Here is an 18,081-nt window from a genome sequence, read left to right as displayed (position 1 = left end):
CGGTCGTGGGAGCCGATGGTCGGATCTGGTGTCGGTCGGATCTGGTGTCAGGGCCCTGGCATGCTCACGGCACGAGGACGGCGGCGGTCGGCGTGATTGGCAGTCTACTGCGGCACCCGGCCGTTTATGCTGAGCCGCATGGCCTATCCGCGGGAGAATCTGGCGTCGGGGGAACGCGTCGTCCTCCATCGGCACCCGCACTGGAAATGCCTGCTCGGGCCGTTCCTGTTGTTCGGGCTCCTCACCGCCGCCGCCGGCGTACTCCTCGGCGTCATCACGTCGTCGGGGTTGCGGTCGACACCGCAGACCGTGCTGCTCATCGCGGTCGCGGCGGTCTGGGCCATCGGCTTCTGCTGGTACTTCGTCCGCCCGCTGATGTCCTGGAAGACAACGCATTTCGTGCTCACCGACCGGCGGGTGATGTTCCGCAACGGAATCATCACCCGGTCGGGCATCGACATCCCGATCCGCCGGATCAACACCGTCGAGTTCCGGCACGGCCTCGTCGACCGGATGCTGCGCACCGGCACGCTGGTCATCGAGTCGGCCTCCGACGAACCGCTGTCCTTCGACGACATCCCGCAGGTGGAGAGGGTGCACGCGCTGCTGTACCACGAGGTGCTCGACGTCCACGACGACGACGATCATCCGTGGGACGGACACCGGCGCGATTCCCACGACCAGCCCGCCGACGGTCCCGTGCACCCCGGTGACCGGGCGGAGAACCGAGGGGTCCGCGACCGATGACGACCGTGCTGCTCGCCGAGGACGACGCCGCGATCGCCGAACCGCTCGCGCGGGCGCTGTCGCGTGAGGGTTACGGCTGCGAGGTGGTCTCGACCGGGGCGGATGCCCTGGAGAAGGCCCTCGATACCCGCTATGAATTGATGATCCTCGACCTCGGGCTACCGGTGCTCGACGGTCTGGAGGTGTGCCGGCGGGTACGGGCCCAGCGACCCGCGCTCGCGGTGCTGATGCTGACCGCACGCACCGACGAGGTGGATTTCGTGGTCGGCCTCGACGCCGGCGCCGACGACTACGTCGGCAAGCCGTTCCGCCTGGCCGAGCTGCTGGCGCGGGTGCGTGCCCTCCTGCGGCGTCGCCAGCCCGGCGACGTCGTCCTCGAGGGCGGTGCCCTGCGCCTGGACGCGCGGGCACGCCGCGTCCTGGTGAACGGACACGACCTCACCCTGGCCAACCGCGAGTTCGACCTGCTGCGCTTCCTCATGGAACGCGCGGGCGAGGTGGTGACGCGCGAGGAGATCCTCACCGAGGTGTGGGGTTCGGCCGACCTACGGTCGTCGAAGACCCTGGACATGCACATCTCGTGGCTGCGCCGGAAGATCGGCGACGACCGCCACGACCGTCCCCGCCACATCGTGACCGTGCGCGGCGTCGGCTTCCGGTTCGACCCCTAGTCGTCTCATGCGCCGTCGCCTGCTCACGACCATGATCGCCGTCCTGCTGGCGGTCGGCGGGCTGCTGGGCATCCCGCTGAGTGTCGTCGCGTGGTGGTGGGTCGCCGACAACGCGCACCAGGACCTCGACAACCGGCTGAAGGTCATCGCAGATCAGCTGATCCGGCAGGAGGGGGCCGACGGCCGGATCCCGCCGGAGTCCCTCGACCGTGAGGCGTTCCAGCTGCTGCTGCCGCCGAACGGCAGCCTGATCGTCACCTTCCCCGACCCCACCGGCACCCTGCAGCGCACGGTGGTCGGGGCGGACATCAGCGAGCCCCGGCTCTCGGAGTCCATCGCGCTCGGCGCAGCCGGGACGCTGACCCTGTCCATCCCGCGCGACGAGGTACGCAACGACCAGTTCACCGCCGCCTCGATCGTGGCCGTCATCGTCGTCGCGTCCGTCATCGGCGGCACGCTGGTCGCCGCGGTCACCGCGGGTCGGATCGTCGATCCGCTGACCGATCTCGCCGATCGGGCCGCGACCATGGGCCGGGGCGACTTCCGGACCCAGTGGAAGATGTACGGCATCGCCGAACTCGATCGGGTGTCGCGTGCACTGGCCGACGCGAACGCCGAACTCGCCCTGCGCCTCGAGCGCGAGCGAGAGGTCGCCGGTGACGCCTCCCATCAGCTGCGCAGCCGCCTCACCGCGATCCAGCTGCGCCTGGAGGAACTCTCCCTGCACGACGACCCCGCGGTCGTCACCGAGGCCGAGGCCGCCCTCGATCAGATCGAGCGGCTCTCCGCCGAACTCGACGAGCTGGTCGAGGCGTCCCGGGCCGACGAACCCGCGCCCGAGTTCGTCGACGTGTCGGACATGCTGACGACGCTGGTCGGGGATTTCCGGCACGCCTTCGAGGCGAGGGGCCGCGAACTGCTGGCGACCTTCGACGGCGTCCCGCACGCGCTGACCGCGAACCCGGGTCGTCTCCGGGAGGCGGTCAGTGTGCTGGTCGACAACGCCCTGCAGCACGGCCGCGGGACCTGCCGGATCCACGTCGGCACCCTGCCCGCGGGGGATCTGGTGCGCATCACCGTCGCCGACGAGGGTGACGGGGTCGCCGACGAGATCGCCGCACACATCTTCCGTCGGGGTTTCTCGGCCGGGCGACGGCCCGGCGCGGGCCGGAGCGGGGTCGGCCTGTCACTCGCGCGGGCATTGATCGAATCCGACGGTGGCCGACTCGAACTGACCGTCCGGCGACCGCCGGTGTTCGCGATCGTCGTGCCCGCGCGGCTCGTCACCGGACGCGATCAGCTCGGCACCGACCGGGGCGACTCCGAACTCGCCGACGAGATCGACGAGAACTCCGGCCGGTCCCCGCGATCGGGCGTCAGGCGTGACCGAGTTCCTCATCGTTGAGCTCGGCGAGCGAGGGGTGCAGGTCGGTCGATCCGGCGTCCCCGCCGCGCAACTGTTCTTCGGGGAAGGCGAACTTGCGCAGTGCCCAGAACCGGAACGCCATCTGCATGAGGTTGCCGATGATGTAGCCGAGCACGAAGTCGATGACCACGATCTCGGACACGCTCAGGTTGGAGCGCATGTCGAAGATGTTGTTGGCGACGAACAGTGGAGCGGCCTGGAGGATGACGCCGATACCGCTGATGGCGAAGAACAGCATCGCCTCGTGGTGACGTTCGCGGCCGCCGCGGTTCTTGAACGCCCACTCGCGATTGAGGATGTAGCTCAGGATGGTGGCCAGGACGCCGGCGATGACCTTGGCGATGACCGGCTTGGTCTCCAGGACCGTGAGGCTCAGGCTGTAGAAGATGGCGAGGTCGAAGACGAAGGTGGTCCCGCCGACCATCGCGAACTTGATCAGTTCGTGGTGCCGCATCACGAGCCGACGGACCGGCGCTGGGAGGCGGGCGATCATCTCGTCGATCAATGGCACAAGATCCGAGTGTACGAAACGAAACCGCCGGGACACGTGCCGGGCGGTTGTGCGAATGATGCCGCATACATGCCACGATGGTGCGCGTGAATTCACGCGAGCAGGTCGGCGGGGCCGTGTCCCCGTCGTCGCAGGTGCCGCCGGTCCCTGAGTCGGGGCGCCCGGGCGGCCGGGCGTCGGGGATGCCGACCGTGACGATGATCGGCGGTGGCCAGCTCGCTCGGATGACCCACCAGGCCGCCATCGCGCTGGGTCAGTGCCTGCGGGTACTGGCGGCCTCGGAATCCGATCCGGCCGCCCAGGTCAGCGCCGACATCGTCCTGGGGTCGCACGACGACCTCGACGATCTGCGGCGCGCCGCGTCCGGGTCGGTCGCGGTGACCTTCGACCACGAGGGTGTCCCGCTGGCGCACCTGCAGGCACTCGAAGCCGACGGCGTCGCGGTGCTGCCGCCGTCGAAGGCGCTGCATTTCGCGCAGGACAAGCTCGCCATGCGGTTCCGGCTGGCCGAGCTCGGCCTGCCCGTGCCCGACTTCGCCGACCTGTCCGGGGACCGGGCCGCGGCCCGGTCTCGTCTGATCGAGTTCGGTGAGGCCAACGACTGGGCCATCGTCGTCAAGGCGGTCCGCGGCGGTTACGACGGCCGCGGGGTGTGGCTCGTCGACGGCGCGGACGACGCTCTCGCGGTCTTCGACGAGTACCCCGACGACGCACCGGCGCTGCTCGCCGAACAGAAGGTGCCGATGCGACGAGAGTTGTCGGCGATGATCGCGCGGTCGCCGTTCGGTCAGGGTGGGGCGTGGCCGGTGGTCGAGACCATCCAGCGCCACGGGCAGTGCGCGGTCGTCCTGGCACCGGCTCCCGGGCTCGACGACGAGGTCGCCGCGCACGCACAGCAGATGGCGTTGCGGCTGGCCGACGAGCTCGGTGTGGTCGGTGTGATGGCGATGGAACTCTTCGAGACCGTCGACGGCGAGCTGGTCGTCAACGAGCTGGCGATGCGTCCGCACAACAGCGGGCACTGGACGATGGACGGCGCGGTGACCTCGCAGTTCGAGCAGCACCTGCGCGCCGTCCTCGACTATCCGTTGGGCAGCACGGCACCGAGTGCGCCGGTGACGGTGATGGCCAACATCCTCGGTGCGGCGGACGCACCGGCGATGTCGATGGACGAGCGGCTGCACCACCTCATGGCCCGGATGCCCGAGGCCAAGGTGCATCTCTACGGCAAGGGCGAGCGGCCCGATCGCAAGATCGGGCATGTGAACATCGTCGGGCGCGAAGGGGATTCGCCGGAGTCGGTACGGGAGCGTGCCGAACGCGCGGCCCAGTGGATGTCGCGGGCGACGTGGACCGACGGATGGGATGAACATTCATGAGTGAGACGCACGGCCCGCGGGTGGGCCTGATCATGGGCAGTGATTCGGACTGGCCGACGATGAAGGCGGCCGCCGAGGCCCTCGCCGAGTTCGACGTGCCGTTCCAGGTGGGCGTCGTCTCGGCTCACCGCACACCGCAGCGCATGCTCGACTACGCGGCAGGGGCGGCGGGCCACGGCATCGAGGTGATCGTCGCGGGAGCCGGTGGCGCCGCGCATCTTCCGGGCATGGTCGCGTCGGCGACCCCGCTGCCGGTGATCGGGGTACCGGTCCCGCTGCGGCATCTCGACGGACTGGATTCGCTGCTGTCGATCGTGCAGATGCCCGCCGGGGTCCCGGTGGCCACGGTGTCGGTCGGCGGCGCCCGCAACGCCGGGCTGCTCGCGGTCCGCATCCTCGCCGCCGCCGACGCCGACCTGCGCGCCCGGATGGTCGAATTCCAGCAGGGGCTCGAACAGATGGTTCTCGACAAGGACGCGGCACTCCAGCAGGAACTGTTGGGGGAGTAGCACTTCCGCCGATCAGATCGTCGGCTGCAGGCCGAGCTTCGCGGTGAAGAAGTCGATGACCCGATCGTAGGCCTCGCGGGTCGGTTGCCCGGGCTCGTCGCGGAGGTCCTCGGTGAGCACCGAATGTGGCCGCGGCAGCATCGAATCCGGGTTCGCGGACTCGTCGGGTAGTTCGATGCCGATGAAGGCATCGCCGAGGAGCTCCCGCAGGTACGCGAATCGGGCTCCCGGCACGAGGCGGTCGCCCTGGAAACGCAGACCCATCACCTCGAGGCCGCGTGCGCACCGCGCTTGCACCAGAGCGAGATCCGACTCGCTCACGTCGATGGCCCGCGCGCGTCCCGGCAACACCGCGAACGGCAATGAGGGCTGGGACAGCACCGGGGCGAGCATCCGCTCGTCGGTGGCCATCGCGAGTGCGAACCCGCCGGTGAAACACATCCCGACGGCACCGACCCCGGGGCCGCCGCACCGGTCGTGTTCGCGGGCGGCCAACGCCCGCAGCCACGACGCGACCGGTGACGTCTTGCCGGTGGCCAGGATCGTGAACTCGCGGGTGATGCAGGCCCGGGCGATGGTGCCGAGCATGTTCGTCGCCGAGCCGACCGCGCCGAGGTTGTCCGGGCGAGGATCACGGCCGTCGACGCCGAACAGCGACGGCAGCACCGCGGTGGCGCCCGCCCCGGCCACCCGGCGCGCGACGTCGGCGACCTTGGGGCTGATCCCCGGCATCTCGGCGATGACGATGACGGCGGGACCACTGCCGAGGCGATGCACCCGGCGGGTGGTCCCGTACAGGGTCACGTCCTCGGCGACGAAGTCGTCGAGCGGGTCGTCGGCCATCAGATCACGCCGCGTGCAGTGTGCCGAGGAGCGCGGAGTCGAAGAGTCGCGCCGGGATGCGGGCACCCCGGGCGATGTCCGGCGAGTCCGACGGCACCACCCGCGGACCGGTCACCCGGTAGTGCCGGTTCTTGCGGATCAGGCCGAAGGTCCCGGCGGCCTGCACGTTGCGGACCCAATCGGTGTGCCGCCCGTACGTGAGGATGATGGTGAGACGATCGCCGTCGACCCACGCCATCACCGGGATGGAGTAGTGCTTGCCGGACTTGCGTCCGACGTGCTCGACCATCGCGTACGGAGCCAGTCTGGGCGCCCATTGTCGCTGGATGGGGTTGGTCACTCGCTTGTTCAGCCGGGCCACCACGCGGGGGATTCGCATGTCCCCACTGTGCCCGATCGGCGGCGTGCCCGCGGGGTTCACGACAGGATCAGGGTGGCCTTTTCCATCTCGGCGATCGCCGCGAGCCGTTCCGGTGAGGCCGCGGAGACGTGGACGAGGCTGCCGCCCGCCAGCAGAGGTGCCAGGAGGTGAGCGATCACCCGGTCGCCCGCGTACCACGGCCGGGTGGACACCACGCGGGCGCCCGGTCCGATTCCCTCGCGCTCAGCCGTCGCCCGGGCGTCGTCGAGCACCTCGCCGATGGGGGCGCCCTCCAGGGTGGCCGATGCAGGGTACCGAGACGAGAACTGATCGCCGTGGACGCGGACGACGCTGCCGTAGTCGCCGACGCCGGGCGGCAGGTCGCGCAGCGGCAGCGCGAACGGATCGAGCGAGGCGACCACGATCTCGTCGACGTCGGGATGGCTGTCCAGGCGATCACGGCTGGTGAACACGACCATCGGGTCTTCGGTGGAGTCGAAGTGCACCTCGGCGCCCGCCCAGAGCGCGCCCAGCAGGATGCCGGCCGTCTGCCAGTGCTCCGGGAGATCGACCCCGACGACATCGCCTTCGGCGACCCCGATCTCGTCGCGTAGGTAGTTCGCGGTCTTGGCCGCCCAGTTGCCGAGGGTCGCCGCCGAGAGCTCGGTGCGCTCGCCGGTCGCGTCGTCGTAGTAGGTCAGCAGCGGACGCGAATGATCGGCGACCGCGGCGAAGATCGCGTCGGTGAGAGTGTTCGGAGTCAGTTCACGCACATGGGCCCCTCGTTGCCCGCGGTGATCGGCGGGCGCTTGTTGCCGACGCGCTCGCTCGCCGGCGTGTTGTCGGTCTGGTCGCCGGTGTCGCTGATCGAGCCCGGACCGGCGTAGGTGTTGGTGAGCACCACCTTCAACTGATCGTCGCCGAGTGCGGGATCGGCGACGACCTGGGCGCCGCCGAGATCCTTGGCGAGGAGCCGAGCGGCGTCGCTCTTCTCCTTGGCGTACACGATCGAGTCCTTCGTGTCGGCCTTGCCGCTGGAGGTGGCTCCGACCCGGAAACCCTTGTTGGTCAAGATGTTCGCGACGTTCGAGGCGAGCCCGTCGATGGTGCCGGCGTTGACCACGTCGACCGTGTAGTCGCCGCGCTGGATGCCCTGCGTCTGCTTCGGTGCCAGCAGGTCACCGGTGAAGGCCTGGACCTCGCGCGGGTCCACCTGGACGACGCTCTGCTGACCGTCCTCGCTCCAGCCCTGCTCGGTCACGATCGGGATGGTCGCGAACTTCACCCGGCCGCCGCTGAGGTCCTTCAACTGTTCGGCGAACCGGATGATGTCCCAGTCGTCGTCGATGACCACCGACCGCGACACCGCGTCCTGCAGCTCCGACAGCTTGCCCGGATCGGTCAGGGTGTTCGCCGAGATGATCTTCTGCGTCAGCGACGCCATGAACGCCTGCTGACGGGTGATGCGGTCGAGATCGCCGCGGGGGAGGCCGTGGCGCTGGCGCACGAAGCTGAGCGCCTTGGGCCCGTCGAGAGTCTGACGGCCGGCGCGGAACCGCGCGCCCGTGAAGGGATCCCGGACCGCGTTGTTCAAGCAGACGTCGATGCCGCCGGCCGCGTTCGTCAGCAGCACGAACCCCAGCAGGCCCACCTCCGCGTAGTGGTCGACCTGCACGCCGGTCAGGTTGGCGACGGTGTCCACCAACGCCTTCCGGCCCGCCAGGGTGCCCTCGGACTCGGCCTCGCCCTCCGACTTGCCATCGGTGACCGCTTGCGCGCGAACGGTTTCGCGCGTCGTGCCGTAGGCGGCGTTGATCTTGCTCATCCCGACACCGGGTACGTCGACATACGAGTCGCGGGGGATCGAGATCGCGGTCGCCGACGAGCCGTCGTCGGGGATGCGGATCAGCAGGATGGTGTCGGTGTTGGTCGCGACCTCGTCGCCCGACCGCAGGAGTCGGAGTTCCTCCGGCGACAGCGGATTGCCCTTGGCGTCGGTCCGCGAATCGGTGCCCACGAGGAGGATGTCGACGGCCCCGTCTTCGGCGCCACCGCCGAGATCGAGTCCGCCGAGCTGGGTGATGCGGGTCTGCAGGTCCGACATGGTGTTCCAGGCGTATCCGGTGCACAACAGCACCGCCACCGAGGCGACCGCGATGAGCGCACGACCCCAGCCGGCCCCCGGGGTGCGGGCACCTTTGCGTCGGCTGTCGGCCGGCGGCTTCGACGGTGGTTCGGGTGCCGACGACGTCGCCGCCGTGCGCCGGTCGCCGGACTTCGGTCCGGCCGATTTCGGTCCGGTCTGTTTCGGTCCGGTCGGCTTCGGGTCGGTGGACTGACGTGCGGTCGGCTTCCGCGGGCTCGTCTTGGGGTCGCCTGGCTTCTGCTCGGACGTCCGCTTCGCGGCCGGGGCCGGGCGGGTGTGGATCTCGCCGGAGGTGCGTCGGACGGGCCGCGGCTCGCCGGGGCGGCGCTGCCGGGTCGGGGTGGGTTCCACGGCTTCTGGCGTGGCTCGTCGATCGCCGGGGTCGCGACGTTCGGAGTTACGGGGGTCGGCGGCCGGCCGACGCCGGGGGTCGCGGGGTTCGCGTGGATCGGCAGCGCGACGTCGCGGGTCCGGCGGGGGCTGGCGTCGCGCTCGGGGTGGGGGATTGCCCGGTTCACCGGGGAGCGGTGCCGCGCGGCGCGGGGATTCGCGCCCATCTGGTCCACCGTCGTACGGGGGCCGGGCCGGGCGCCTGCGCGCGCCGGGCTCCGGGGCGCGCCGATCGCCGGACATCGGCTGACGCCCGTCCGGACCCGGCCGTGCCGGACGGCGCGGCTGCGCGCGCCGACGCGGGCCGTCGGATGGTGAATCCACTGGTGAGCGGTCCCTTTCGAGGTCGGCACATCGGGTCCGGGGTCGACGCGGCGAGCGTTACGCCTGAGGATGTCGATGCTGATGTGCAAGGCGGGTCGGCTGTTGTGTGCTGTCGCCAGGCTACTGAAGTGATTCGCGAATTCGAGAACGCAACGCCGGTCGTGTGAGTAGCCGTCGTCACGTGTGCCGGCGAGCGCGTCGCCGCGTGGGTACCGCCGGACTCCGGCACGATGGTGCTCATGCGTGTGACGCCGAGCAACCCCACCGTGTACATCGTCGGCGCCGGCGGGCAGCTGGGAACTGCCCTGCAAGCACGGTCGACCGAGGTTCCCGACGTCGTCGTGCGGCCGCTCACCTCAGCCGACGTCGACATCGCCGACCCGACCTCGGTGGCCGCCGCGCTGGGCGACCTCGGCCCCGACGACATCGTGGTGAACTGCGCGGCCTACACCGACGTCGACGGAGCCGAGGCCGACTCGGAAGGCTCGCGGCGGGTCAACACCACCGGGCCCGAAGTGCTCGCGCGCCGGACCGCCGACGCCGGCGCGTGGTTCGTGCACGTGTCGACCGACTACGTGTTCCCCGGGGCCGCCGCGGAGGGTTCCCGGCCGGTCGAGCGGAACGGATACGAACCCGACGACGTGAGCGGAACGCCCGCGACCGTGTACGGCCGCACCAAGCTCGACGGCGAACGCGCCGCGCTGTCGGCGGACCCGCGGGCCACCGTCGTGCGGACGGCATGGGTCTACACCGGCGGACCCGACAGCCGCGACTTCGTCGGCACGATGCGGCGGCTCGAACAGTCACGGGAGACGGTGTCGGTCGTCGACGACCAACTCGGGTCCCCGACCTACTCGTACGACCTCGCCGACGGGCTCTGGGAACTCGTCGTCGCGGGCCCGCGCGAAGACGTGTGTGGCGCGGTTCTGCATGCGACGAACTCGGGCACCGCCACCTGGTTCGACGTCGCCCGCGGGGTCTTCGAAGAGGTCGGGGCGCAGCCCGACCGGGTCCTGCCCACGACGACCGCCGACTTCCCGCGCCCGGCCCCGCGGCCGGCGTTCTCGGTGCTCTCCGGCCACTCCTGGGAGGCCGCCGGCCTCACCCCGCTCCGGCCGTGGCGACCCGCGCTGCACGCGGCGATCGCCGCGTCGGACGCCGACCCCGGTTCGTTACCCTGAGCGGCGTGCCAGTTCAGCCAGCCGTGGTGACGGTGACCTATTTCTCCGGCGATCACCTCGTGACCTTCCTGCGCAGCCTCGACGCCGTCACCGACGTCATGCCGCAGGTCATCATCGCCGACAACGGGTCCGACGACGGCGCGCCCGAGCGGGCCGAGCAGGAGTACGACACGGTCACGCTGGTCCGCACCGGCGGCAACATCGGCTACGGCGGTGCGATGAACCGCGGTGTCGCCGAGCTCGACCCGGATGTCGAGTTCGTGCTCATCTCCAATCCGGATGTCGAATGGAAGCCCGGTGCCATCGACGAGCTGATGGCCGCCGCGCAGCGCTGGCCGCGAGCGGGTTCGCTCGGGCCGCTCATCCGCGAACCCGACGGCTCGATCTACCCCTCGGCGCGGCGCGTTCCCGACCTCGTGTCGGGCACCGGACACGCGATCCTCGGCACGGTGTGGAAGTCCAATCCGTGGACCGCGGCCTACCGCGCGGACGACGAGACACCGTCGGAACGTCCGGTGGGGTGGCTGTCGGGCTCCTGCCTGCTCGTGCGGCGCGAGGCCTTCGACGCCATCGGCGGCTTCGACGCCCGCTACTTCATGTACATGGAGGACGTCGATCTCGGCGACCGCCTCGGCAAGGCCGGGTGGCAGAACGTCTATGTGCCGAGCGCGGAGGTCGTGCACACCAAGGGGCACAGCGCCGGTCGGCATCCGGAGAGGATGCTGCCCGCCCACCACCGCAGTGCCTACCGGTTCCAGGCCGACCGCAATCCGGGACCGTGGCGGGCGCCGCTGCGCCTGGCGTTGCGCATCGGCCTGGAGGTCCGATCCCGGCTCGCCGTGCGCGCGGCGCGACGCGCGTCGGCGAGCGAGAACTCCCGATGAATGCTGAAGTGAACACCAGTCACCTCGAGGAAGGACCCGATCCAGTGGACAACTACACCGTGCGTGAGTCGGTGGAAAGACCGTCCGTGGGGGGATCGGACAACATCAGGGAGGACGTCGAGGCCGTCGTCCTCGTCGGCGGGAAGGGAACCCGCCTGCGCCCACTCACCCTGTCGGCGCCGAAACCGATGCTGCCCACCGCCGGGCTGCCGTTCCTGACCCATCTGCTGTCCCGCATCCGGGCGGCCGGTATCCGCGACATCGTGCTCAGCACCTCGTTCAAGGCCGAGGTCTTCAGCGAGTACTACGGCGACGGTTCGAAGCTGGGCCTGCGCATGCGCTACGTCACCGAAGACGAGCCGCTGGGCACCGGCGGCGGTATCCGCAACGTCCTCGACGAACTGACCGCGAGCACGATCGTGGTGTTCAACGGCGACGTCCTCGGTGGCACCGATGTCGGCGACGTCATCGACAGTCACCGCGCCGCCGACGCCGACGTCACCATCCACCTCGTGCGGGTCAGCGACCCCCGCGCGTTCGGCTGCGTCCCGACCGACGCCGACGGCCGGGTCACCGCGTTCCTGGAGAAGACCCAGGACCCGCCGACCGACCAGATCAATGCCGGCACCTATGTGTTCAAGCGCGAGGTCATCGAATCCATCCCGGCCGGCCTGCCGGTGTCGGTCGAGCGTGAGGTGTTCCCCCGGCTGCTCGTCGAGGGCAGTCACGTCCACGCACACGTCGATCACGCGTACTGGCGGGACATGGGTACGCCCGAGGACTTCGTCCGCGGCTCGGCCGACCTCGTCCGCGGGATCGCGCCGTCGCCCGCCCTGGGGGACCGTCGCGGCGAGTCCCTCGTGCACGAAGGCGCGGGAGTGGGCCCGGGTGCCCTTCTGATCGGCGGCACGGTGGTCGGCCGTGGCGCCGAGGTCGGCCCGCGCGCCCGTCTCGACGGCGCGGTCGTCTTCGACGGCGCCGTGATCGAGGCCGGCGCGGTCGTGGAACGGTCGATCATCGGCTTCGGTGCCCGCATCGGGCCGCGTGCGCTGGTCCGGGACACGGTCATCGGCGACGGTGCTGACATCGGCGCCCGTTGCGAGTTGCTGCGCGGCGCCCGGGTGTGGCCGGGAATCGAGATCCCCGACAACGGGATTCGATTCTCGACGGACGTCTAGTCCAGCAGGAGCGCGGCCGACTAGCGGATCTTCGCGGCGGCGAGCACGCCGGGCCCGAGCGGGATGACCACGGGAAGCAGCTGCTCGTCGTCGGCGATCAGCAGGGCCGCCTCGCGGGCCGCCGCCGTCGGCGGTTCGGTGCGGGCCGGGTCGCCGACCGTTCCGTGCGCGGTCGCGTTGTGGACGACCACGACACCTCCCGGTCGCAACATCCGGACGGCCTCACGCACGAACCGGGGCAGGTCCAGCAGTGGTCCGTCCACGAAGACCAGGTCATAGGACGCGTCGGACAACCGCGGCAGCACCTCGACCGGCGTGCCGTTGATCAGCCGGGTGCGGCCCGGGGCGATGTCGGCGCCGGCGAACGACGCCCGTGCGGCCCGGTGATGTTCGGGCTCGGGATCGATCGTGGTCAGCACGCCGTCGGCCGACATGCCGTTGAGCAGCCAGAGGCCGCTCACCCCGGTGCCGGTCCCGATCTCCACGACGGCCCGCGCATCGGCCGCGCGGGCCAGCAGAGCCAGTAGCGCGCCGACCGCCGGGCTGACCGGTGTCGCGCCGAGCTCCTCGGCGCGAGCGCGGGCGGCGATGACGGCGTCGTCCTCGACGATGGCCGACTCGGCGTAGGCGATCAGGTCGGGGCGTGTGGACGGCGTTGACTCGGTCACGCGTCGAGGTTAGTCCGGCCCCGCGGCGGAACCCGATCCGGCACGCCAGACCTGGGCGAATCCGCTCACGGCGAGACCGCCGACGCATCCTCAGGCAACACTCAGGCGCCTCATACGGCGGCCACACTCCGATAGGAGAGGGTGAGAGCTGTTCCGGTTGGGACAGGTCCCGGGAGGTCGGTGTGAACTCCCTGGCAGCTCGGGAATACCCAGCCGGAATCATCCGTTCGTCTTCGGTGAGTGCTTGGGTCACCGGGTGCGTGTTTCACGAGAGAGGAACCGACCACCGACCATGACCGATCCCCGCGATCCCGCCGACGCCGTGCCCGCCGTTCCGGCGGGCACCGCAGGTTTCGACGCCACCGGCGACGAACTGCTCATGCCGTCCTGGGACGACCTGGTCCGCGAACACGCTGACCGCGTCTACCGTCTGGCCTACCGTCTGTCGGGGAATCAGCACGACGCCGAGGACCTCACGCAGGAGACCTTCATCCGGGTCTTCCGCTCGTTGTCGAACTACCGTCCCGGCACCTTCGAGGGCTGGTTGCACCGCATCACCACCAACCTGTTCCTCGACATGGTCCGTCGCCGCAGCAAGATCCGGATGGAAGCCCTGCCCGAGGAGTACGACCGGGTGCCGGCCGACACCCCGGATCCGCAGCAGGTCTTCGACGCGACGAACCTCGACCCCGACCTGCAGCGCGCCCTGGACTCGCTGGCTCCCGACTTCCGCGCGGCCGTGGTGCTGTGTGACATCGAGGGCCTGTCCTACGAGGAGATCTCCGCCACCCTCGGTGTCAAGCTGGGTACCGTCCGCAGCCGCATCCATCGCGGTCGGCAGAGCATCCGCGACGCACTCGCGGCCCAAGGACACACCAGTAGCCGTTCGGTCGCGCTCGGCTCGCACGCCTGAGGTCGCTGCCGGGAACCCTGCTCCGCCGAGCATCGTTGAGAGTCTCGGATACGCTGAGACGTTGCCTGTGTCACGGGACACGATGCGATCGGAGGCCGCAGCCCGCGGACGCCCGCGCGTTCGGGGGACGGCATCGGATGCCGCCGGTCGGTACCGTGGCAGACAGCAGCAGAGCCCAGTGGCAACACAGGATTCATCGTGCGGCGGTTTCGTCGTGGAGAGGGGTGAACGACGATGATGGACGGCGATCGCGGGCGTCCGACCGGAAGTGGCGGTGTCGAACCGCCGACTCCCAACCTTCGTCGCCGGCGGTCCTCCTGGACCCCAGCCAGGTGGAATACGAACACCTGGAGTCCGGCTCCCTCGTCGTTCCTGCCCAACCGCGGCTACCGCGCGCCGGGTACGGCCGGCGGACGCGGCTTCGCACCCACCGAGCACCTGGCCCCCGAGGCGGTCGCCGCCTTCGTCGACGGCGAGCTCGGGATGTCCGCGCATGCGCGGGCCGCTCATCATCTGGCGCTGTGCCCCGAGTGCGTCACCGCGGTCGAGGCGCAGTCGTTGGCCCGCACCCGACTCCGCGAGTCCGGCCGCGTGTCGATCCCGGACTCCCTCCTCGGTCAGCTCTCCCAGATCCCCACGCGTGAGATCGATCTGAGCTCCGAGCCACCCCGCCCGGCAGGGTTCGGGCCGACCGTGTCGCCCGATGCGCCGACCGACGGCATCCCCGCGGCCCGCGGCCGCGCCTTCCGTCGCCGGGGCCGGTGACCGTGGCCCCCGACGCCGATTCTCCCGATACCGGTGACGCACAGTTCGCGCGGCGCGCCGAACCGCCCGAGTCGCAACGTCTGACGCCGTCGCGGACCCGGCACTCGCCCGTGTCGCCGTCCACCGCGCAGGTGTTCGGCCGCCCGTCGGGTGTGCGCGGCTCGTTCGCCACCTCAGACGGCGACAAGCGGCCGCCCGAGCCGCAGATCGCACCCCCGGACCCGGTGCTCGCCGAGGCCTTCAGCCGGCCGGCCGGATCGAGCGACACCCTGCAGCGGGATCCGCTCGCGACCTACGGCCACACCGAGCAGCCGCAGGCGCCGGACGACCCGTGGCGCGACCCGGAGAGCCCGGCGCGGCTGGACGCACCCGCGCTGGCGTCCGCATCGTCGGACATCCCGACCGAGACCGGCCCCAAGCTCGGTGTCCGCGACATCCTGCTCGGCAATCGCCTGAGCTGGGTCGCCCTGGCCACGCTCGCGGTGATCGCGTTGCTGATCGGGCTCGTCGGCGGGCTGATGGGCCGGTACACCGCCGAGGTGGCCGCGCCGCTCACCAGTGACACGGTCGAGTTGTCCACTGAGGACACCGGCGGCGACGCCGGACCGCGGTCGTCCGTGGCCGAGGTGGCCCGGGCGGTGGAGAAGTCGGTCGTCGCCATCGACGTCCGCGCGGCGGGCGCCTACGCCACCGGGTCGGGATTCGTCATCGACAAAGAGGGTTACATCCTCACCAACAACCACGTCATCTCGATGGCCGCGAACGACAAGAGCGCCAAACTGGAGGTCGTGTTCTTCGACCGTCAGCGGGTCCCGGCGCGCATCGTCGGTCGCGATCCCAAGACCGATCTCGCCGTGTTGAAGGTCAACAATGTCGAGAACCCGACGGTCTCGGTGCTCGGTAGCTCGGGCGACCTGCAGATCGGCGAAGAGGTGGTCGCCTTCGGATCTCCATTGGGGCTCAACCGAACCGTGACAAGCGGCATCGTCAGCGCGACCGACCGTGCCGTGGCGCTGACGCCCGACGCGGAGTCCGACACCGACGCGGTGATCGACGCGATCCAGACCGATGCCGCGATCAACCCGGGCAACTCGGGCGGTCCGCTGGTCAACGGCGAAGCCCAGGTGGTCGGCATCAACACCGCCGGGCGCCTCGGCGCCGGGGGCGGCAACATCGGGCTCGGATTCGCGATCCCCATCGACGAGGCCAAGCCCATCGCGGAGGCGCTGATCCGCGACGGCCGCGTGAACCACCCGCAGATCGGCGTCAACGCCAGTTCGGTGCGCAACGAGCGCGTGCTGGGCGCACAGGTCCGCAACGTCGTCGCCGGCAGCCCCGCCGAACGCGCGGGCATCCGGGAGAACGACGTGATCACCTCGTTCAACAATCGCCCGATCGAGAGCGCCGACGAGCTGAACGTCGCGATCCGAACCGCCAGCATCGGCGAGTCGGTCCCGTTCCAGTACTGGCGGGCGGGTCGCACGTTCAGCGGTACCATCACTCCGGCGAGCGACTAACCACACCACCGCACAGGTCAGGACGAGGCACATGTTCAGCAGCATCGGATGGGGCGAGATAGCGATCCTGGTGGTCGCGGCACTCGTCATCCTCGGCCCCGAACGTCTCCCCGGTGCCGTCTCCTGGACGATGCAGTCGGCCAAGAAGGTCCGTGATTACGCGACCGGTGCGAGCAATCAGCTGAAGGACGAGCTGGGTCCCGAATTCGACGACCTGCGCAAGCCGCTCGCCGACCTCAACGAACTGCGGGGTATGACGCCGCGGTCGATCGTCACGAAACACCTTCTCGACGGCGATGATTCACTGTTCCGGCTGAACGAGAGCGCCACCACGGTCGACCGGAAGACCACCCCGGCGGCGCCAGAGATCAAGCCCGTGTCGGCGCCCCTGTCGTTCGAGAAGCAGGAGAGCGGGAATCAGGACTCCGCCGGCCCGGCGGGATCCGCGGCGTCGGACCGCCGGTCGCGGTCGGGGTCGCGTCCCGCCGCGGCCGACTGGGACGCGACCTGACCGGTCAGGAATTCCGGATGGTGTCGAGTCCCAGACTCATACCCGCCAGGCCGCGCTTACGCGCCGCGAGCTTGCCCGCGATGGCGCGCAGGGCGGAACCGGACGCCGATTCGGGTGCCGACAGCACCACCGGGACACCGGCGTCGCCGCCTTCGCGTAAGGCCGTCTCGAGCGGTACCTGACCCAGCAGGTCGACCTGGGCGCCCACCGCGCGCGTGAGGCGTTGCGCCACCTGCTCGCCGCCGCCGGACCCGAACGGTTCCATGCGGCTGCCGTCGGGCAGTTCCAGCCACGACATGTTCTCGACGACGCCGAGGATCTTCTGCCGCGTCTGCAGCGCGATGGCCCCGGCGCGCTCGGCGACCTCGGCCGCGGCCTGCTGGGGTGTCGTCACCACCAGGATCTCCGCGCCCGGGATGAGCTGCGCGATCGAAATCGCGACGTCACCGGTGCCCGGCGGCAGGTCGAGGAGCAAGACGTCGAGATCGCCCCAGTAGACGTCCGCGAGGAACTGCTGCAGGGCTCGGTGCAGCATGGGACCGCGCCAGGTCACCGGCGTGTTGCCGTCGGTGAACTGTCCGATCGAGATGAAGCGGACGCCGTGGTTGCTGGGCGGCATGATCATGCGTTCGACCTGCGTGGGTTTGGCGTCGCTCCCGAGCATGCGGGGGACCGAGTGGCCGTAGATGTCGGCGTCGAGAACGCCGACGGTGAGCCCGCGTTCGGCGAGCGCCGTGGCGAGGTTGACGGTCACGCTCGACTTGCCGACGCCGCCCTTACCCGACGCGACGGCGTAGACACGGGTCAGTGAGCCGGGCTGGGCGAACGGGATGACCGGCTCGGCCTTGTCCCCGCGGAGCTTCTTGCGCAGCTCGGTGCGCTGCTCGTCGTCCATGACGTCGAGTTCGACGCGGATCGCGCCGACGCCCGGGACGTCGGCGACTGCTGTTTCCACGCGCTGCGAGATCTCGGTGCGCATCGGGCACCCCGATGTCGTGAGGTACACCCCGACGTCGACGCTCGCGTCGTCGTTGATCGTGACCGACTTGACCATCCCGATGTCGGTGATGGGCTTGCCGATCTCGGGATCCTTGACCTTGCCCAGAGCGGCGCGAACTGCCGATTCCGTGGGCGCGACTCCTGTTGTCATCTGGCCC

Annotated in this window: 19 protein-coding genes; 12 read left to right on the top strand and 7 right to left on the bottom strand. The window is 70.3% G+C overall.

The window, feature by feature from the left end; genetic code table 11:
* The first annotated feature begins 126 nt into the window (after window positions 1-126).
* From B1818_RS04330 to B1818_RS04320, 3 genes are read left to right on the top strand one after another with little or no spacing between them, the layout of a single operon-like run.
* On the top strand, window positions 127-747 hold the full coding sequence (locus B1818_RS04330; protein WP_078112033.1) for a PH domain-containing protein: 621 nt from the start codon (window positions 127-129) through the stop codon (window positions 745-747).
* Window positions 744-1,418 carry a response regulator transcription factor gene (locus tag B1818_RS04325; RefSeq protein WP_078112032.1) on the top strand — a complete coding sequence of 225 codons (675 nt, stop codon included), beginning with the start codon at window positions 744-746 and terminating at the stop codon, window positions 1,416-1,418. Before B1818_RS04330 ends, B1818_RS04325 begins: the two co-directional genes overlap by 4 nt.
* A gap of 7 nt (window positions 1,419-1,425) precedes the next feature.
* A complete protein-coding gene (locus B1818_RS04320) occupies window positions 1,426-2,823 on the top strand; it encodes a sensor histidine kinase KdpD (RefSeq protein ID WP_078112031.1) in 1,398 nt (465 codons plus the stop codon).
* Here the strand turns inward: B1818_RS04320 and B1818_RS04315 are convergent.
* Window positions 2,795-3,355 (bottom strand): GtrA family protein, encoded by a 561-nt coding sequence (locus tag B1818_RS04315; protein ID WP_197282748.1) that lies wholly within the window; start codon window positions 3,353-3,355, stop codon window positions 2,795-2,797. The two genes, B1818_RS04320 and B1818_RS04315, sit on opposite strands and share 29 nt — an antisense overlap.
* A 182-nt stretch (window positions 3,356-3,537) precedes the next feature.
* On the opposite strand from B1818_RS04315, the gene B1818_RS04310 reads away from it, so the two are divergent.
* The gene (locus tag B1818_RS04310; RefSeq protein ID WP_176455888.1) at window positions 3,538-4,734 is read left to right on the top strand and encodes a 5-(carboxyamino)imidazole ribonucleotide synthase; all 1,197 of its coding nucleotides are present in this window, start codon (window positions 3,538-3,540) and stop codon (window positions 4,732-4,734) included.
* Window positions 4,731-5,243 (top strand): 5-(carboxyamino)imidazole ribonucleotide mutase, encoded by a 513-nt coding sequence (gene purE, locus B1818_RS04305; RefSeq protein WP_078112029.1) that lies wholly within the window; start codon window positions 4,731-4,733, stop codon window positions 5,241-5,243. Before B1818_RS04310 ends, purE begins: the two co-directional genes overlap by 4 nt.
* 12 nt (window positions 5,244-5,255) lie before the next feature.
* On the opposite strand, the gene B1818_RS04300 is transcribed toward purE, so the two are convergent.
* Genes B1818_RS04300 through B1818_RS04285 form a run of 4 tightly spaced genes read right to left on the bottom strand, consistent with a single transcriptional unit; the run spans window position 5,256 to window position 9,307 of the window.
* Window positions 5,256-6,086, bottom strand: a complete 831-nt coding sequence (locus B1818_RS04300) for a dienelactone hydrolase family protein (RefSeq protein ID WP_078112028.1) — start codon at window positions 6,084-6,086, stop codon at window positions 5,256-5,258.
* 4 nt (window positions 6,087-6,090) lie between these two features.
* Window positions 6,091-6,465: a nitroreductase family deazaflavin-dependent oxidoreductase gene (locus B1818_RS04295; protein WP_078112027.1), complete on the bottom strand. Its 375-nt coding sequence runs from the start codon at window positions 6,463-6,465 to the stop codon at window positions 6,091-6,093.
* Window positions 6,466-6,503: 38 nt separating this feature from the next.
* Window positions 6,504-7,220, bottom strand: coding sequence for a TIGR03089 family protein (locus tag B1818_RS04290; protein WP_078112026.1), 717 nt, complete (start codon window positions 7,218-7,220; stop codon window positions 6,504-6,506).
* On the bottom strand, window positions 7,208-9,307 hold the full coding sequence (locus B1818_RS04285; RefSeq protein ID WP_254859557.1) for an LCP family protein: 2,100 nt from the start codon (window positions 9,305-9,307) through the stop codon (window positions 7,208-7,210). Before B1818_RS04285 ends, B1818_RS04290 begins: the two co-directional genes overlap by 13 nt.
* A 230-nt stretch (window positions 9,308-9,537) precedes the next feature.
* Between B1818_RS04285 and rfbD the strand changes: the two genes are divergently transcribed.
* The 3 genes from rfbD to B1818_RS04270 are packed head-to-tail and all read left to right on the top strand — an operon-like array spanning window position 9,538 to window position 12,550.
* Complete coding sequence (gene rfbD, locus B1818_RS04280; protein WP_058252705.1) at window positions 9,538-10,488, top strand: dTDP-4-dehydrorhamnose reductase; 951 nt, start codon at window positions 9,538-9,540, stop codon at window positions 10,486-10,488.
* A gap of 5 nt (window positions 10,489-10,493) precedes the next feature.
* Entirely contained in the window at window positions 10,494-11,372 is an 879-nt protein-coding gene (locus tag B1818_RS04275) for a glycosyltransferase family 2 protein (RefSeq protein ID WP_175404348.1), read from the top strand.
* 44 nt (window positions 11,373-11,416) lie between these two features.
* Entirely contained in the window at window positions 11,417-12,550 is a 1,134-nt protein-coding gene (locus B1818_RS04270; RefSeq protein ID WP_058252707.1) for a sugar phosphate nucleotidyltransferase, read from the top strand.
* A 20-nt stretch (window positions 12,551-12,570) separates the two neighbouring features.
* On the opposite strand, the gene B1818_RS04265 is transcribed toward B1818_RS04270, so the two are convergent.
* Window positions 12,571-13,218, bottom strand: a complete 648-nt coding sequence (locus B1818_RS04265) for an O-methyltransferase (protein WP_055475035.1) — start codon at window positions 13,216-13,218, stop codon at window positions 12,571-12,573.
* A 292-nt stretch (window positions 13,219-13,510) separates the two neighbouring features.
* Between B1818_RS04265 and sigE the strand changes: the two genes are divergently transcribed.
* The 4 genes from sigE (at window position 13,511) to tatB (ending at window position 16,924) form a co-directional block, all read left to right on the top strand.
* On the top strand, window positions 13,511-14,131 hold the full coding sequence (sigE, locus tag B1818_RS04260) for an RNA polymerase sigma factor SigE (RefSeq protein WP_055475034.1): 621 nt from the start codon (window positions 13,511-13,513) through the stop codon (window positions 14,129-14,131).
* 234 nt (window positions 14,132-14,365) lie between these two features.
* The gene (locus B1818_RS04255; protein ID WP_055475033.1) at window positions 14,366-14,896 is read left to right on the top strand and encodes a hypothetical protein; all 531 of its coding nucleotides are present in this window, start codon (window positions 14,366-14,368) and stop codon (window positions 14,894-14,896) included.
* On the top strand, window positions 14,893-16,413 hold the full coding sequence (locus B1818_RS04250) for a S1C family serine protease (protein ID WP_058252708.1): 1,521 nt from the start codon (window positions 14,893-14,895) through the stop codon (window positions 16,411-16,413). The genes B1818_RS04255 and B1818_RS04250 overlap by 4 nt, the downstream gene beginning before the upstream one ends.
* 31 nt (window positions 16,414-16,444) lie before the next feature.
* On the top strand, window positions 16,445-16,924 hold the full coding sequence (gene tatB / locus B1818_RS04245) for a Sec-independent protein translocase protein TatB (protein WP_058252709.1): 480 nt from the start codon (window positions 16,445-16,447) through the stop codon (window positions 16,922-16,924).
* Between the two features lie 4 nt (window positions 16,925-16,928).
* Here the strand turns inward: tatB and B1818_RS04240 are convergent, their stop codons facing one another.
* A complete protein-coding gene (locus B1818_RS04240; RefSeq protein WP_055475030.1) occupies window positions 16,929-18,074 on the bottom strand; it encodes an Mrp/NBP35 family ATP-binding protein in 1,146 nt (381 codons plus the stop codon).
* Window positions 18,075-18,081 lie beyond the last annotated feature (7 nt).

Source organism: Gordonia sp. IITR100 (assembly GCF_002009645.1).
Classification (GTDB): domain Bacteria; phylum Actinomycetota; class Actinomycetes; order Mycobacteriales; family Mycobacteriaceae; genus Gordonia; species Gordonia hongkongensis.
This window is presented reverse-complemented; position numbering and strand designations above follow the sequence as displayed.

Coding starts and splice junctions, on each gene's coding strand:
- B1818_RS04240 (WP_055475030.1), bottom strand. CDS start 18,074: ATGACAACAGGAGTCGCGCCCACGGAATCGGCAGTTCGCGCCGCTCTG.
- rfbD (WP_058252705.1), top strand. CDS start 9,538: ATGGTGCTCATGCGTGTGACGCCGAGCAACCCCACCGTGTACATCGTC.
- B1818_RS04330 (WP_078112033.1), top strand. CDS start 127: ATGCTGAGCCGCATGGCCTATCCGCGGGAGAATCTGGCGTCGGGGGAA.
- B1818_RS04325 (WP_078112032.1), top strand. CDS start 744: ATGACGACCGTGCTGCTCGCCGAGGACGACGCCGCGATCGCCGAACCG.
- B1818_RS04295 (WP_078112027.1), bottom strand. CDS start 6,465: ATGCGAATCCCCCGCGTGGTGGCCCGGCTGAACAAGCGAGTGACCAAC.
- B1818_RS04255 (WP_055475033.1), top strand. CDS start 14,366: ATGATGGACGGCGATCGCGGGCGTCCGACCGGAAGTGGCGGTGTCGAA.
- tatB (WP_058252709.1), top strand. CDS start 16,445: ATGTTCAGCAGCATCGGATGGGGCGAGATAGCGATCCTGGTGGTCGCG.
- B1818_RS04300 (WP_078112028.1), bottom strand. CDS start 6,086: ATGGCCGACGACCCGCTCGACGACTTCGTCGCCGAGGACGTGACCCTG.
- purE (WP_078112029.1), top strand. CDS start 4,731: ATGAGTGAGACGCACGGCCCGCGGGTGGGCCTGATCATGGGCAGTGAT.
- B1818_RS04320 (WP_078112031.1), top strand. CDS start 1,426: ATGCGCCGTCGCCTGCTCACGACCATGATCGCCGTCCTGCTGGCGGTC.
- B1818_RS04310 (WP_176455888.1), top strand. CDS start 3,538: ATGCCGACCGTGACGATGATCGGCGGTGGCCAGCTCGCTCGGATGACC.
- sigE (WP_055475034.1), top strand. CDS start 13,511: ATGACCGATCCCCGCGATCCCGCCGACGCCGTGCCCGCCGTTCCGGCG.